We start from the raw sequence: 16,660 nt of genomic DNA, 5'->3' as shown, positions 1-16,660 counted from the left end.
AAACAAAAAAATCCTTTACAATGGAAGTACAGGTGGTTCCTGTCCAAATCCAATCGTAAAGGATAAACGTTATGGACAAGAATACACTAATTTCATCATTTGGTAAATGGGTTTCACCCATAAATATTCAAAAACTTAGCGAACAAGTCAAAGAATTGAAACAGGACTATTACACAAAAAAGCTGACAACAGAAGCCTATATTAAACTTTTATTGGTAGCCCAGCTGCTCGAATTTAAGAGCTTAGAGGAAATGAGTGATGCACTTGTAGACGAAGATCTTCAAAAAGCACTCGGATTTGAATCGATAAGTGCCTCTCAGCTATCCCGAAAAAACAATCAGATCAACCCACTAATTCTTGCAAATTTGTTCTTGGATCTTGTTTGGAAAATTCAACGGTACCATTATAAAACCGGAAAGAATATGCCACTGAAAATCATTGATTCAAGTACACTCCCGTTGAATTTGACCAATTATAAATGGGCAAAATTCCGTAAAACAAAAGCTGGTGTAAAGCTACACTTACGGCTCGTTTTCATGGATAAAGACACCGTCTATCCTGAAAAAGCAGTGATTACGACAGCAAAAGAACATGACCGAAATCAACTCGAAGTCCTAGTGGATGATAAAGAAGCCATGTATGTGTTTGACCGCGGTTATGTGGACTATGAACGTTTTGATCGGATGACAGATGATGGCTATTTCTTCGTTTCAAGACTGAAGAAAAACGCAGTCATTCGTGAAGTCTATACATTTTCACTTCCTGATGATTGTCACGTTCTATCCGATAAAATGGTCTACATTGGTACCACACAAAATCGTACTGAAAATGTCTTTCGTCTACTAGAAGTTATGGACACAAAAGGGAACTTACTTCGTTTCATCACCAACCGATTTGATTTAAAACCAGAAGAGATAAGTGATATTTACCGATCTCGCTGGGCTATTGAACTCTTTTTCAAATGGCTCAAGCAACACGTAGAAATTAAGCACTTTTATGGAATGAGTGAAACAGCTATTCAAAATCAAATTTTCTTAGCCCTTATCACGTATTGCTTACATGTTCTCATTCAATTGGAGATGAAAAGTAAGAAATCTCTACTTCGAATTACTCGTTGGTTAAAGAGAGCTCTGTGGAAACCAGCTTATGTTTGGTTGCGAAAATTTGATGGGCGAGCCAGTCCATAATCTCCCTTTTGTCGTTGTCGCTCTGGTTTAACTGTATATATTTACCAAATGGGCAGTGCCACCTTTCTTTAGGTTTTGTCTTTTTGGCACAAATTCACAAAAATTAATTAACAGAAAATTCTAACTATATTTATGCAATGCTAATGATACTACATATCAATCGAATAAAAAATATGTTTCTCAATTTGATTTACTCATTATTGGCGGCGGCGGGATTTTAATGGATTTTTATCGCCGTGAAGCTCACCTATATAGCACATATGCACTGATGGCAAAGCATGCGAAAGTGCCATATATCGTTTATGGCTGTGGTGCTGGTCCTCTCGACACCATTACCGGGCGCCTAATGATTCGATTAATGTGTAAACATGCCTTCAATATTTCAGTGAGAGATCCGGAATCAAAAGACCTATTAGAAAAAATAGGTGTCAAAAAAGAAATTAAAGTGATTGGTGATCCTGCCTTTACTTTATACAGTCCAAAAGATAGCTATTCTAACGAGCCAAAGGAAGTCGCCGTATCTTGTGTTCCAATGTATAACGCGAACTATTGGCCTTTTGGCGACGTCGACAAATATGAAAGTTACATTACTGGAATGGCTAAGAATTTAGATCATTTAATCGAGAAGGAACATGTCAATATTACCTTTTTCGCTACAAAATATCCTCAAGATGTCTATGTGACGAAGGATATTCAAAAGAAAATGAAGCATCAATCGAAGACAAAAATTATTGATGAGAATTTAAAACCGCTGAAATTAATTGACGTGGTGAGTAAATACGATGCAGTCATCGGTACGCGTTTGCACTCTTTAATTATTGCAACTTGTTCCGCAACACCAGTGATTGCGATTTCTTATCATCCAAAAGTAACGAATTTTATGAGATTAACAGGAAACGAAAAAAGATGTCTTACGATTGAAGATATTGAAAAGGACGAAATGATCATATCCCGTTCCTTTAGCGATATTCGAGAAAATTGGAAAGAAGTTGTGAGTGAAACGAAAAAAATTGCTGCAAAGGCATTTGAAGAAGCGAGTAAAGGCAAAGAATTGATGATGAAGGCAGTGAAGGACAAATGAAAAAAGTATTTGTAATTAGCAATATGTATCCTTCAAAAGAACATCTCTCGTTTGGTATTTTCGTAAAAAATCAAGTAGAGGCACTGCGAAATTCGAATATTGATGTAATTGTCGCAGCAAATGATAATCCAAAGACAGGTAAGAAAAATACCATATTGAAATATAGTAAGTGGGCAAAAGAGGTTCTTTCGAAAGCTTTAAAATATAAAAAGGAAATTTCCATTACGCATGCTCATTACGTTTTTCCATCCGGTGTTTTTTCATTCATAATGAAGAAAATGTTCAATATTCCGTATGTGGTGACTGCCCATGGCGGCGATATTGAGCGGATGGCGAAGAAAAGTGCGAGCATCCGAAACTGGACGGAGAAAATCTTGCAGGAAAGCAGCTATGTCATTGCCGTTGGTCCAGTGCTTGCCGAGCAAATCGAAAAGGATTATGGCATTCCACGTGAGCGGATTTTGGTTTGCAGTATGGGTGTGAATCGGAAACAATTCAAGCCTGGAAATAAAGAAATGGTAAGAAAAGAATTAAATCTAGACGATGATGCCTTTATCTATTTATTTGTTGGGAATGTCATTAAGCAAAAAGGTGTAGAAGAGCTGTTAATCGCTTTTCAACAAGTGAAAAAAGAGGCGAATCGAAAAGTAAAGCTTGTGATCATTGGTTCTCAACGAGATAGAAGTTTTGTGAATAGTCTATCGCCATTAATGGATGATGACGTGCTAATGTATGGACCAATGAAACAAAACGAGCTTGTGAAATGGTATCAAGCGAGCGATGTGTTTGTATTACCTTCGCATTTAGAAGGCTTCGGTTTAGTGGCTTTAGAAGCAATAGCTAGCGGAACGCCTGTCATTGCATCGGATGTTGGAGGTTTAACTTATTTATTAAAAGATGGTGCTGGGCATTTAGTAGAGCCAAAAAATCCGAAAGCGCTGGCTGATGAAATGTTCAATGCTCTAACGACACCAAAAGAACAGTATACCAATCAAGAGGCATGTGATGAGATTTTGCATATTCATGATGCTGATGAAATTACGAAACGGGTCATTAGGCTATATGAATCTGCGGTGAACGGAGGTTCTAGCCTATGAATAAATTTTTAAAAATCGTTGGAGCGGTAGCTATCATTAATATAGCAGCCCGCATCTTCGGGTTTTTCCGGGAAATGGCCGTTGGGTACCAGTACGGATTTTCCTATGCAGCGGACAGTATTTTTACCGCTTATATGGTGCCGAACTTTTTATATTTAGTAGTCGGCGGTGCTTTTACGACAGCTGTGATTTCTCTATATAATAGGAAAACGACGAACCAATCGGAATTTGTGAAACAGTCCTTCACGATTGTGTTAACCTCTGGAATCGTCATGACAGCGGTATTACTCCTATTTACCGACCCAATTATTAAAATGTTATTTGAGAATAATGAAGACATTGCACCTGATGCAATTGAATTAACGAAGCATTTATTTTACTGGATGATGCCTTCATCAATTTTCTTAATTCTCGCATCGTATTATAGCGGTTTACTAAATGTTCATAATAAATTTCATTTATCCAGTTTTTCGATTTTAATATATAATGTGGCGTTTCTAGTTATTGCAGTCGCATTATCTTTTGTGATTGGTCCAATCGCTTACGGTATAAGTGCTTTTGCCAGTTCCATCATTATGATTTACTTCTTAATTGTAGGTTATCGCAAGCTGGATTCTTCACATCCAATCGGAATCTCATTTAAACGAGATGCGACGACAAAAGACTTATGGATTATGGTTGTACCCATCATGATTGGTGGTGGAACAATTCAGATTTATGCCATGTTGCAGCGTTTCTTTGCTCAGCTTTTAGGATTTGGAGAAAGTGCGATTTCCGTTGTTAACTATGCTTCCCGTTTAACACAGTTTCCACAAACGATTTTAATTACAGCGGTGACGACGGTAATCTACCCAATATTAAGCCGCAAAGAAGCAGAAGATGATCATGAATCCATTAAAAGTTTATATAGCAGAGGGTTACGTTATTTAGTATTGTTGATGATTCCTGTATCCATATTTGCATATTTCTACGCGGAAAATATTATTCAAGTGATTTTTGAGTACGGAAATTTTACTAAAGAAGGAACTAAATTAACGACACCAGTAATGCAAATTTTCGTGTTATCTATGTTCTTCTTAGCTGCGAATACGTATATTACTCGTTTCTATTATGCAAAAGGAGACTCGATCGCTCCTGTTATTTTCAGCATCGTCAATGTATTCATCGTGAATATTGCGGTGATGTATTTACTTGCTGATTCAACAGGAGTTAATTCTATCGCTTGGGGTACGTTAATCAGTTCGGTTGTCAATACAGTGTTGCTAATTATCTATGCACACTTTAGATATGAATTGAAGATAGGTAATGGAAAACTAAAGGATTTCTTCAAACTATCCATACCGCTTATTTTAATCGGTTGTATCACGTATTTATCGAGTAAATATCTCGTTTTTGATTATAAGTGGGTTACATTTATTACAGGATTGGTTATTTTCAGTGTAAGTACGATTGGTCTATTTTTGCTGTTTCGAATAAAAGAAGTTGAAGACTATATTAACGGAATCAAAAAGAAGTATTTTAGCAATAAGTAATCTTAAGTTGAAACACAGGTTATCCTGCTTGGATAATGAATAAAAAGTGGAATTTACTAGCTTTATCGGGATTGTTTAAGATTCAACAATTCCCGAGGGGATATAGTAAATTCCGCTTTTTTTATTAATGATGATATATAACACGATAGCTTACTATTTACTTATTGTAGGACAAATGAAATCTGCTAACATCAATTGTCGAAATTTAAGTTATATTAAGATATTATTAGTAAGTAATTAAATGGAAGAATAAGAAATTTAATGTTTTATTATTAATATAGGCATAAAATATTAAAATACATTTAATACATAATGCCTAATGTATTGTGATAATAATACTAGTTTTTTTTTTGCATTATTTTTATACATAGTTTGATATTATCTACTTTTATGATTGAAAATTGTATTATTATGATAAATATCTTCAATTTAAAGTATTTCCATTTTATAATGAACTTGATTTAATAATAAAATGAAATGCCTCTTACGAAAAGCTCGAAATGTTATATTACTAAAACACTTTTTGCGTAGTGGAAAAATTGTCAACAAATGACTTTTTTCTTAAAAGAACATAATTCCGTAAGAGCCGATTTTATTCTTACACAACACTCAACACACCGTTTTTGGAATGGGGGTAGTCCAGTTGCCGAGGGGTCGAAAAGTAAACTCTAGTGGAGAAAAAAGTAAAAAATTACTTCAACAAAAGGCGATAGAATTATTTTCACAATTTGGGTATCATGAAACTAAAATTAGCGATATCGTAAAGGCTGCTAATTTAACACAACCTACATTCTATCTTTATTTTGAAAATAAAGAATCACTATATAATGATTTGATATTACAATTTAGAAATGAATTTTTAGAAAATGTAAATCGTATCAATGTGGGGAATGAAGATAATTTCATCGAAAAATTACAAACAAACTTTACAGCTCTTTTTAAATTCTTCGCCAGTAATCCACACCTGACAAAAATCGGTTTCTACCAAACAGAAGAGTCGGAGGAATTAAAAAACATCTTTTCACAAATTCTTGAGGAAAAATTAAAAGAACGAGTAGAATTTTCGGATCATGATATTCGTATTTTTATAAACAGTATTGTTGGTTCTATTGAGCGGCTTACACTAACGATGTTGTTTACAAAAGAAAAAGAGCCGGAGCAATTAGCTTCCGAACTCATTAATATTTATTTTGCTAAAGAATTAATATGTAGATAAAGATAAATTACATGATGGACCTTAATAGAAAAGTTCTGCCAATACTAGATTGCTTCATCAATTGGAATCCTTAAAAAAGTTTAACTTTTTAAGGATTATTTTTTTGGTTCCTTAATAAATATAAAAAATGAGCCATTATTTATTTTCCGCTCCAATAAATATGACTCATTTTAGATGTTCCTTTTAAAATTCTTTTTTTACTGTTATGTGCAAGTAAGCACCTTTTTTCAGTTGATGATTTTGATTGTCTTTTAATGTTGGATGAATGAGAAGCATATATTCTCCACCTTCATTCAACGGTTTTTTCGGTGTCACAATTAATTGATTCCCATCCGTTAATATATTAACATCTACTTTATTCCCACCTAATTCAACTAATTCAACATCCTTTTCATTTATAGCACCTAATGGACGATTTAATGTGATATTAAATGTTTTCGTCGTCGGAACATCTAATAATGCTTTCAACTCTTTATAGTTTACTAGATTTTCTGCAATTGCATCGAAGTGTGCTTGATAAATAGGATTTGAATTTGTTTTAATATGTGGCATTATTCCCTGATCGCGAATGACTGTTCCTTTTGGGCCGAAAAATTCGCCTATTGTTAATTTTAAATAACTGCCATCTGATAATTGATAAAACCCTTGCATCGTGCCTTTTCCATAAGTTTTTTCACCATAAACAACAGCAGCGTCATAATCCGATAAAGCAGCAACTGTCATTTCAGAAGCGCTTGCACTATAACGATTGACAAGCACTTTCGTATTACTATCAAAAATTGGTTGTACAAAATAAGGTAAGTTTACCAACAGAGTACCGTCTGGCTCTAATAGATATTTATAATGATCTCGATCGTAATATAAATAATATTGTGTATTGCCTTCCTGATATTTGACTTTGTATGCAAACATTGCGTTTTTAAATAAAGCGATTAATTCTTCGGCAGATTCTACATAACCGCCGCCATTATTTTGCAAATCGAGAATAAAGGAAGTTGCACCTTTTTGGGTTAATTTTTCATATTCCTTTTTGACAAGGTCAGCAGCATCTTCAGAAAATGATTGAAGCTGTATGTAGCCAATATTTCCGTATAGAATTTGACTCGTGGTATTTGGTATTGAGAAAGCTTTACGTGTCAATTGCTTTACAACGGTTGTACCATTTTCTTTTAAAATTTCAAGCTTTACCGTTGTATTTTCTTTTCCTAAAAGTAATGACTGGCCTTCCTCAACTGATTTTCCTTTAAGGGATATTGAATTGACTTTTGTAATGATGTCTCCAACTACTAACCCTTGTTCGTAAGCACTTCCATTTTCTAATACGTCCGTAATTAACAATCCGTTTTCATGTTTTTGAATCACAACCCCAATGCCGATTTGCTTCATATCAACGCTTTTGATAAAGCTTTCATATTGTTCAGGGGTATAATAGTTGGAGTATGGATCAAGCATTTCCATTATTTCATTGATGGTATTCGCTTGATCGATATTTCCATTTATTTCGCCCACATATTCACTTTTGACAATCTCTTTTATTTCTTGCAATGTTGTTGCAGCTTGTACATTGAATGGCATTGCAAGAAATAGAAAAATCATAGAGATTATTGGAAACCATTTTTTCATATAGCACACCCCTTCTTTCTAGATATATCCATTATAGCAATTGACTTTTCGTAATAGAATTGAATTTTAATACGTTTGTAAAATTTTGATAGAGTCTGGTTGTTTCTTGGTGAGTGAGAAGGATAATGAGGAAATAGATTGAGATGCCCTTCCCAAGAGAAACGAAATATAAATAATTCAACATCGATAGATTATGTAAATCTTTAGTGGAGAAAAGACAGAAATTGAGGATTTTATATGTATATGAAAGAATAGAATAGTTTGTCTTCTTTAATACACCATATGTACATTGAAGTGTAATTAAAACGAAAAGTTCGTTGTTTTTGAAATATTTTTGTAACAATAAATTGGATGTCTAGAAAGCCAAAACCTTTCTAAACACCCTTATTTTTTCATTATCTTGATTTTTACTAAATTTTTGCTTCTGCGGTAGTTTCATCGCAAAGGATTTGTCTAAATATGAATTTTCAGACAGTTTAATTATTTAGCATGTTTTGCGGATTTAGTAATTAAATGAATCCCCCAACCAATCACTAATCCAACTATTGCAGGAAGTAACCATCCAAGACTTTGACTGTGTAATGGTAATGAACTTACAATATTTGCATACCACTTAATTTCAAATCCTGCCCCTTGAATTCCATCGTATAAGCTTACAAAAGCAGTGGCAATTAGAGCAAGACTGTAAACGATTGGTGCTCGGTTCCATGCTTTATCGAACATCACCATAAACATGAGTACGATTGCAATAGGGTAAATAAATAATAAAACTGGTAAAGTAATCGCGATTAATTTCGCTAATCCAAAGTTGGAAATGAAGAATGAAAATACTGTAAAGATTACAACTAATAATTTATAAGATGCTTTTGGGAAGATTTTAGCGAAATATGTGGCATTCGCTGTAATTAATCCCACAGAAGTAGTGATACAAGCAAGAATGATGACTAATGATAAAATGATGCTTCCTCCACTACCATACAATGCTTTGGATGCAGCTGAGATAACGCTACCACCTTCATTAAAATAGCCTATAGCTGATGGACTTGATGCTCCAATCCATGATAAAGAAATGTATACAAACGCTAATCCAATGGCTGCTATAATTCCTGCAAAAATTGTAATGGTTACTTGTTTGGCACGAACTATGATGCCTTTTGCTTGAATGGATTGCACCACAACGATTCCGAATACAAGGGAAGCGAGCACGTCCATTGTTAAGTAACCTTCAACAAACCCTTTTGAAAAGGCTTTTGTCATATAATCTCCATGTGCTTCTTGAAGAGGACCCAATGGAGTAATCACACTTTTTAGTGCAAGCAACAGGATGACAATCAATAATGCTGGAGTTAATATTTTTCCAATACGGTCAACTAATTTTGTTGGGTTTAATGCTAAATATAAACTAATAGCAAAATAAATAAATGAACTTATAAATAATGGTACCCAGCTATCAGCTTGTGCATCAGATAAGTAAGGAGCAATACCGATTTCATATGTAACTGCGCCTGTACGAGGAATCGCAAAAAGCGGTCCAATTGATAAATAAACGACTGATGTAAAAATAACACCAAACCAAGGGTGAATGCGACTAGCTACTTCTTGCAAATCCCCGCCATTCTTTGCAACAGCTATGATACCTAGAAGCGGTAACCCCACTCCGGTAATAAGGAAACCGATCATTGCAGGTACGATGTTTTCTCCTGCCAGTTGCCCTAATAGCGGTGGAAAGATAATATTACCAGCTCCTAAAAATAGAGCGAATAACATAAATCCTACAGCTAAATGGTTTTTTACAAGATCTCCTAAGTTTTTCATAGTTGCATTTTCTCCTTTATTTTCGAATAGCGGAAAATTTCTAAAAATAATAAATAATTAGAACGGTAACAATGTCGAATTATATCATCTATCGTCGAAAAAGACAAATAATATTTTTGGATATTTTAAGAATTCCTTACTTAATGTTTAATTATTTCTAAAAAATTATTAGTTTTTAGCCGAAATATTAAGTATGATATAGTTAATCTTTATATAAGGAGGGAGATAGAGTGTACCGGCGAAAAAAGTCGATTGTATTAATAAGTGCGGGTTTGTTGGCAAGTTGTATTTTCGCCCAAAGTGTTTATGCATCCACGGAAAGTGATAAAATCAGCGGCAAAAAAACACTTGAACATTTTAACATAAAAAGTAACGTTTTACCTAATAATTTTTCGAATATCGACCGTTCTAAAACGAGAAAAGAAACTTTATCTAAAGCTAGAATGACAAAATTAAATATTCCAGATAGACAACTTGCTTCTCAAATTACATATAAAGTGGTTAAAGGTGATACTTTAACAAAAATTTCCAAAAAATTCAATGTGACTGTTGAAGACATGATGAATTGGAATCAGTTAAGTTCTGCTGATGTGATATATGCTGGACAAATATTGACAATTTATTCATCCTCTCAATCTCCAAATCATGAGGAGCAGGGAGACTTACCTAACCAAAATATCGAGAATGAAGTGAAGAATCCCCCGCATGATGAATTGTTAGTTGATGAAGTAATTAAAAAACAGTTAGAAAAAGAACAGATGATTGATAAGGATCCTTCAGAAAAAGGACGAGCTATATATAACAAAGTGTTGGAAATTGCTAATGCTCAACTAGGTGTACCTTATCTATTTGGGGGAAATACACCAGAAGGATTTGATTGTTCTGGATTTGTACGGTACGTTTTTGCTAATGCGGGATTGGATATTCAGCGAAAAAGCAGTGAAGACTATTTTAACCAAGATACCACTGTAGTAAAAAACCCAGTTCCTGGCGACGTGATTTTCTTTAAAAATACGTACAAAACAGGCATATCTCATATGGGCATATATTTAGGGGACGGAAAATTCATCCATGCAGGAGACAATGGAGTAGAAGTATCGAACGTTCATTATGACTATTGGAATAAACATTTCGTGACATATAAACGGTTTAAAGGAATTAATTGACAATTTTATCGTGTTTTTATAAAGGGTATTTCTTCTATCAAAGTAGAAAAATACCCTTTTCATGTTATAGAAAAATACAAGTTACAAATATTACGCAATAATAGAGGATTTCTTAGATTCTCTTTCGATATATTCGTAAAATAGATTGACAAATTCATTATAGTAAGAAGCTTTGTGGCCCCGGTTAACAAGTTTTATTCAGCCGATATCGTGAATGTTTGATGTCATGTGAATGTAAATGAACTGTAATGTTACGACAGACCGCCACATGTTACACTTTTTATAATTGAATTTTCTGACTAATTCACGATGGAGGGTACTATCATTTTCCAAAAGAATATTCAACAATTGCTTTTGGCAACTGTGGCTGGTGTAGTCATTTGTTTATCTCCTATAGCAGTTGGTGCAACGGAAAAGGATTCAACAGATTTTACTTCAACGGAATTGCGGGAGACTGCTAGCAAATATTTAGGGATAAGATATTTGTATGGAGGAACGTCAACAAGCGGCTTTGACTGTTCAGGATTTGTCAGAAAAGTATTTAGTGATTTAGGGATAGAATTGCCCCGTACCGCAAAGGAAATGTATGAGATTGGGGAGCCAGTGAAGATTGGTGAAATTCGGCCAGGAGATTTATTGTTCTATAATACATCAGGGTCAGGAATCTCCCATGTTGCAATTTATTATGGTGATGGTAAAATGATTCATGCTCAAACAGGAGAAGGAGTAAGTTTATCGAACTTCTTTGATCAATACTACTGGTATGACCGTTTCGTAGGGGCTAAGCGTGTGGCGGATGTGGAGTTGATTTCTGAGGGAAATTAAAAATTTATAGATATATTATTTTGCACTACCGTCGCATAAATGATGTCTGAATTTTCAGTTTTATTTTTTCTGGACTTTAGAGAAAAAACGAAAACACCTAAGCGAGGGTAGTAAACATCCATTTTTTTACTATAACCTATGACTTGTGCAACAACGACTGGCAAACCTTTATGGGACGCCGTTTCCTTCGATTTTTCGTAACCAAATGTGAGCGGATTTCCACAAAGAAGCCTTCAAATAGCGACTAATTTGTAAGTAACTGCGTTCGCTATTCGTGTTCAACTGAGCTAAAACATGCAGACAGTACACGATCATGGCTACGTACACTTGATGATGTACAGCTTGTTCACTGTGACCAAAAAACTTTTTAATGTTCAGATGTTGTTTCATCCATTTGAAAAAAAGTTCGATTGCCCAACGTGATTGGTAGATTTCTGCAATTTCATCTGCGTCAATGTCAAACCGATTTGTCAGTAAATGAAGCTCATTTCCTTTTGTATCATGCAATTTGAGTAAGCGAAACACGTTTTCAGAACGATTTTGTGGTGTTCCAATGACAACCATTTCATCAGAGAATACGGGTGAATCTTCTGGTAACGAAAAGGATTCTAACACTCGGACAACAGCGTTTTTACGCAAACGGGTCACAAAGAAATAGCCATCTTCCGTCATTTGATCAAAGCGCCCATAATCCAAGTAACCACGATCAAACACGTACATGCATTCTTTGTCATCCACGAATACTTCTAGTTGACCACGATCATGTTCGTTGGCATTCGTGAGTACGGCTTTATCTGGATAGGAGAGTCCTTTTTCCATAAAAACAAGTCGTAAGTGAAGCTTTACTCCTGATTTTGTTTTTCGAAACTCTGCCCACTGATGATTGGTCAAATTAAGCGGTAATGTACTCGAATCAATGATTTTCAAAGGCGTTGTCACTTTTCTTCTTGTTTGGAAATTGGTTTTCCGATGAATTTGTGCCACTAAATCGAGAAAAATCGTTTGAAAGAACTCAGTTGGGATGGTATTGATTCGTCTCCCTAACTGTGAAAAACTAATCGATTCCAATCCCGTTGCTCGTTGTAATTCTTCTAAAAAGACAGCGTCACTCAACGCCCGTAAACTCTCGGTTTCATGGAGTTGGGCATACAAAAGCAGTTTCATAAATGAAGCCATATAAAGCTTCTTGGTATAGTGATTTAATTGATGTGTTTTCACTAGGTCGTCAAATAATGGACGATGAATCGGTGAAAACCATTGTTCAAATGATGTTTTTCGTGTAAACTTATCCATGGTTTCGTCCTTTGTATTGGATTTGGATGGTTTACTACCACCCAACCATTATAAAGGATTTTTTTGTGTTCAGATTGTATTTCAGAAAATTCGGTTTATTTGAAGGTGTTAAATTATTTTAATGCGACGCTAGTGATTTCAAGGAAAATCAAAATTTAACAAAAATGGGATTTCATTCCGAATTTTCAGAAGAAATTAAAAATTATTTTTCACAATTGCTTGAAGAACAATTCAATTTGGTGAAAAATCAGTATGGAGTGCATATAGACTCCAAGCTAATTGCTGATAGCCTCATAGGCAGTGTTGAAAGATTAGCATTTACCGCCTTGTTGGAAGAAGAAAAACAGCCAGAAGAATTAGCTTCAACAATTATCCAAATCTTCTTCCATGAGGTGTATGTATAATCCTTCATACTATAAGAAAAAGTTAGGCTTACTAGAAAGATATCATTTTTCTAGTAAGCCTAACTTTTAATTTATGTTTCATTATTTTTCTTGAATCACTCTAGCAGTCCAACGGGATAAATCGGCGCCTTCAGCATTTACTAATTTGCTTGGGAAAATGAATGTCCAAGGTTTTGTGGAGTTTGGCTGCACCGTTAAAACTGGATCCATTTTAAAGGAGCCTTTTGCTACTTGTTTTCCGTTGGCATCAATAATTTCCAAAGGCAATTGTTCGATATTAATCGCTTTGGAGTTTCCGTTGCGAATGAAAATGGATGCATGCAAACTATTATCTTCCTGAAATTTAATTTGCAAGCCTGTAAAGTTCACTTCATTTTTGCCGAGTTTTGGCAAGTCTTTTACTATTTTTGCGAGCAGTTCTTGTTGTTCTTTTGGCAATTGTTTTTTCCAAGATTCATCTAAATCTAATTGATGTTCTCTTAAAGAAGAGAGGTTAAAGGCGATTTTCCAGCCTTCCTCTGGGAGTTCATCGGTTTCCAAGCAGTCCTTTTCAAAAGTGAAAACCCAAGGACGTGCGCTTTCTGGCGGGATTTTTCCAAGTTGTTTAAAATCGAACCATTTTGCACCAAGGCGTTTATTATCTTTGTCTAACAAAATTAACTCTACTTCGCCAAGTTCAATTGTTTGAGGCAGGGAGGAACGGAAAAAGGCTTTTACGTTCCAATCTCCTGTAAAGAAATTTCGTTCAATGTTGATGGCGGCAAGGGATAATTGGTTTGGTTTTAACGGCTCTAATTCATTGGCCAAGAAACGAAAGACATATTCTTGTTCTTGGGGCACTTTCCAATCAGGATGGATGGATAATTTCGTTTTGACAAGCCCTTTATTTTTGGATTGCTTTGTATCTTTTACAAGTTCTTTTGAATCGATTGCGCTATCGGCACCGACTTTATCTGTTTTTTTGAAAAATGAGAAGATGCTCATATTTCTTCCACCTGCTCTTTCACTGTTAATGATTTCATAAAGTTAACAATTTCTTGTACTATATTGCGGCGTAGTTCTTGATAGTTTTTCTCAAATAATTCTAATCCTTCACGCTGGTAAATGCGCATTGGGTCTTCTTGTTGATACTGGCGCAAACCAATTCCTTCTTTTAAGTGGGTCATTTGTTCAAGATGTTTTATCCAAATACTATCGATATAATTAAGCATTACTTGTGTTGAAACTTCAATTACCCGTTCGTTTTCTTTGAAGCTTTCAATGAATTCCAATAATTCATCAAGAGAAGGCTTTATTGCCGCTAAAATGCGTTTTACTTTTGGTTCATTGCGGTCAATGGTTACAGGAGTAAGGAATAGGGAATTGATTACTCTCTCTATCTCATCGTGTTTCCATTCGCTTACATCCAACTCTTCCGGTGCGTTATCGTGAATAGCAAATTCAACTGTGTCTACAACCATTTCTTTTAATAGTTTGATTGTATTGTCGCTTTCGAGCACTTTATCGCGAAGACTGTAAATAACGCGACGTTGATCGTTAATGACATCATCCAGTTTTAAGTTGTATTCGCGCATGGAGAAGTAGGCGCCTTCCACAATCCGTTGTGTGCGGTCGATGAGTTCGTTAATTTCTTTATTCAAGATGCGGCCTTCTTCATCAACAACCATTTTCTTTTTGAATTTTTCCACGTCTTCTTTCGCGAAACGGCGGAACATATCGTCTTCAATCGACAGAATAAATCGGCTTTCCCCTGGGTCGCCTTGCCGTCCTGAACGACCTCTTAACTGGTTATCGATCCGGCGGCTTTCATGTTTTTCTGTACCGATGACATATAAACCGCCAAGTTCTGCAACACCTTCGCCAAGAACGATGTCGGTACCACGTCCAGCCATATTGGTTGCCACGGTGATGCGTCCCTTTTGGCCAGCTTGGGAAATTAATTCCACTTCTTGTTCCACGGTTTTTGCGTTCAGCAACTGATAAGGAAGGCCCTCTTTATCTAAATATTTAGCGACTTCTTCAGATTGAAGAATAGAAGTCGTTCCAATTAAAATTGGCTGTCCTTTTTTGTGGCGTTCTTTTACTTCTTTCACTACATATTTGTATTTAGCATCTTTAGATTCAAAAATGATGTCCGGATGGTCAACGCGGATTTTTGGGCGGTTCGTTGGAATTTGGATAACCCGCATGCCGTAAACTTCTAAAAACTCTTTTTCTTGCGTTTTTGCTGTACCAGTCATTCCGGATAGAATCGGATACATGCGGAAATAGTTTTGGATGGTGATTTGAGCTTGGGCTTTATTTTCTTCTGTGATTGGAACGCCTTCTTTTGCTTCAATGGCTTGGTGCAAACCATCTGATAAAGAACGACCTTCCATAATCCGTCCTGTGAACATATCCACAAGCTGCACTTTGCCATCTTTTATGATGTAATCGACATTTTTTTCAAACATCACATGAGCTCGAACTGCTTGAATCACATAGTGATAGAGGGTTTGGTGTTCCAGGTCGTACAAATTGTCAACACCAAAGGCTTCCTCTACTTTTTCAATTCCTCGCTCAGTAAGCGTTGTTGCTTTTGTTTCATCATCAAATTCGTAATCGACATCTTTGACGAAACGTTTTGCCAAGATGGCAGCAATTCGATGCAATTCTTCATTGGCTTTCATTTTTCCTGCAATGATGAGCGGCGTTTTTGCTTCATCAATAAGAACGGAGTCCACTTCGTCAATGATGGCGAAGTGATATGGACGCTGCACTTTATCTTCAAGGTTGCGAACCATATTGTCGCGCAAATAGTCAAAGCCAAATTCCGTACCTACGCCATAGGTAATATCTGCTTGATAGGCGCGTTTTTTATCAGCCGGGTCCATCATTGGCAAATTCAATCCAACTGTTAACCCTAAAAAGCGGTGAATTTGACCGATTAATTCATAGTCCCGTTTTGCTAAATAATCGTTTACGGTAATCACGTGCACGCCTTTTCCTTCAAGAGCTCGAACATAAGAAGGAAGGGAAGCAACCAACGTTTTCCCTTCTCCAGTAGCCATTTCCGAAATATTTCCTTCCGCAATCACCAGACCACCGATTAATTGCACGTCATAGTGCCGCATATTTAACACGCGCTTTGAGGCTTCACGTACAACGGCAAAGGCATCTGGGATAATGTCGTGAATTGTTGCACCGTTTTGCAATTGTTCTTTAAATTTATTTGTCATACTTCGAAGCTCTTCGTCCGACATAGCTTCATAAGTAGCTTCCAATTGATTAATTTGATTAACGATTTTATAGTAAGGTTTTAATTCTCTTTTACTTGTTTTTTCCTTATTTTTTAAGAAAGATAACATTTTAGTGATTGCGCTCCTTTTATCCTGTCTCATCTTGTAGACTCTTCACTTATTCTATCAAACTTTTGATTGGA

The 16,660-nt window shown here is 35.6% G+C and carries 12 protein-coding genes and 1 pseudogene; 8 read left to right on the top strand and 5 right to left on the bottom strand.

Annotated features, from left to right (window positions below; translation table 11 throughout):
- The first annotated feature begins 71 nt into the window (after window positions 1-71).
- The 5 genes and pseudogenes from NSU17_RS04740 (at window position 72) to NSU17_RS04720 (ending at window position 6,113) form a co-directional block, all read left to right on the top strand.
- Window positions 72-1,187 (top strand): IS4 family transposase, encoded by a 1,116-nt coding sequence (locus NSU17_RS04740; RefSeq protein ID WP_096549683.1) that lies wholly within the window; start codon window positions 72-74, stop codon window positions 1,185-1,187.
- A gap of 166 nt (window positions 1,188-1,353) precedes the next feature.
- Window positions 1,354-2,268 (top strand): annotated as a pseudogene (locus NSU17_RS04735) (polysaccharide pyruvyl transferase family protein); the annotation flags it as partial.
- On the top strand, window positions 2,265-3,365 hold the full coding sequence (locus NSU17_RS04730) for a glycosyltransferase (protein WP_340704428.1): 1,101 nt from the start codon (window positions 2,265-2,267) through the stop codon (window positions 3,363-3,365). The pseudogene NSU17_RS04735 and the gene NSU17_RS04730, both read left to right, overlap by 4 nt.
- On the top strand, window positions 3,362-4,897 hold the full coding sequence (gene murJ / locus NSU17_RS04725) for a murein biosynthesis integral membrane protein MurJ (protein ID WP_340704427.1): 1,536 nt from the start codon (window positions 3,362-3,364) through the stop codon (window positions 4,895-4,897). The genes NSU17_RS04730 and murJ overlap by 4 nt, the downstream gene beginning before the upstream one ends.
- A 643-nt stretch (window positions 4,898-5,540) precedes the next feature.
- Window positions 5,541-6,113, top strand: a complete 573-nt coding sequence (locus NSU17_RS04720) for a TetR/AcrR family transcriptional regulator (RefSeq protein WP_340704426.1) — start codon at window positions 5,541-5,543, stop codon at window positions 6,111-6,113.
- A gap of 183 nt (window positions 6,114-6,296) precedes the next feature.
- On the opposite strand, the gene NSU17_RS04715 is transcribed toward NSU17_RS04720, so the two are convergent.
- Both NSU17_RS04715 and brnQ read right to left on the bottom strand, forming a co-directional pair.
- Window positions 6,297-7,736, bottom strand: coding sequence for a S41 family peptidase (locus NSU17_RS04715; RefSeq protein WP_340704425.1), 1,440 nt, complete (start codon window positions 7,734-7,736; stop codon window positions 6,297-6,299).
- Between the two features lie 480 nt (window positions 7,737-8,216).
- Entirely contained in the window at window positions 8,217-9,551 is a 1,335-nt protein-coding gene (gene brnQ / locus NSU17_RS04710) for a branched-chain amino acid transport system II carrier protein (protein WP_340704424.1), read from the bottom strand.
- 230 nt (window positions 9,552-9,781) lie between these two features.
- Between brnQ and NSU17_RS04705 the strand changes: the two genes are divergently transcribed.
- Together NSU17_RS04705 and NSU17_RS04700 are read left to right on the top strand one after the other, a co-directional pair.
- Window positions 9,782-10,717 carry a C40 family peptidase gene (locus NSU17_RS04705; protein WP_340704423.1) on the top strand — a complete coding sequence of 312 codons (936 nt, stop codon included), beginning with the start codon at window positions 9,782-9,784 and terminating at the stop codon, window positions 10,715-10,717.
- A 309-nt stretch (window positions 10,718-11,026) separates the two neighbouring features.
- On the top strand, window positions 11,027-11,542 hold the full coding sequence (locus tag NSU17_RS04700) for a C40 family peptidase (protein ID WP_340704422.1): 516 nt from the start codon (window positions 11,027-11,029) through the stop codon (window positions 11,540-11,542).
- A 168-nt stretch (window positions 11,543-11,710) separates the two neighbouring features.
- Here NSU17_RS04700 and NSU17_RS04695 read toward each other — a convergent pair whose 3' ends face one another.
- Window positions 11,711-12,835: an IS4 family transposase gene (locus NSU17_RS04695; protein WP_340704421.1), complete on the bottom strand. Its 1,125-nt coding sequence runs from the start codon at window positions 12,833-12,835 to the stop codon at window positions 11,711-11,713.
- 164 nt (window positions 12,836-12,999) lie between these two features.
- Here NSU17_RS04695 and NSU17_RS04690 point away from each other — a divergent pair, with 164 nt between their 5' ends.
- The gene (locus tag NSU17_RS04690) at window positions 13,000-13,239 is read left to right on the top strand and encodes a hypothetical protein (RefSeq protein WP_340704420.1); all 240 of its coding nucleotides are present in this window, start codon (window positions 13,000-13,002) and stop codon (window positions 13,237-13,239) included.
- 81 nt (window positions 13,240-13,320) lie between these two features.
- On the opposite strand, the gene NSU17_RS04685 is transcribed toward NSU17_RS04690, so the two are convergent.
- Together NSU17_RS04685 and secA2 are read right to left on the bottom strand one after the other, a co-directional pair.
- Window positions 13,321-14,223, bottom strand: a complete 903-nt coding sequence (locus NSU17_RS04685) for an accessory Sec system S-layer assembly protein (protein ID WP_340704419.1) — start codon at window positions 14,221-14,223, stop codon at window positions 13,321-13,323.
- A complete protein-coding gene (gene secA2 / locus NSU17_RS04680) occupies window positions 14,220-16,586 on the bottom strand; it encodes an accessory Sec system translocase SecA2 (protein WP_340436760.1) in 2,367 nt (788 codons plus the stop codon). Before secA2 ends, NSU17_RS04685 begins: the two co-directional genes overlap by 4 nt.
- Between the last annotated feature and the right edge of the window lie 74 nt (window positions 16,587-16,660).

Origin of the sequence: Ureibacillus sp. FSL K6-2830, assembly GCF_038004145.1 — a bacterium.
In the GTDB taxonomy this organism is placed as follows: domain Bacteria; phylum Bacillota; class Bacilli; order Bacillales_A; family Planococcaceae; genus Ureibacillus; species Ureibacillus thermosphaericus.
Note: the sequence above shows the minus strand (reverse complement) of the source record. Positions and strands in the feature narration are given on the sequence as shown.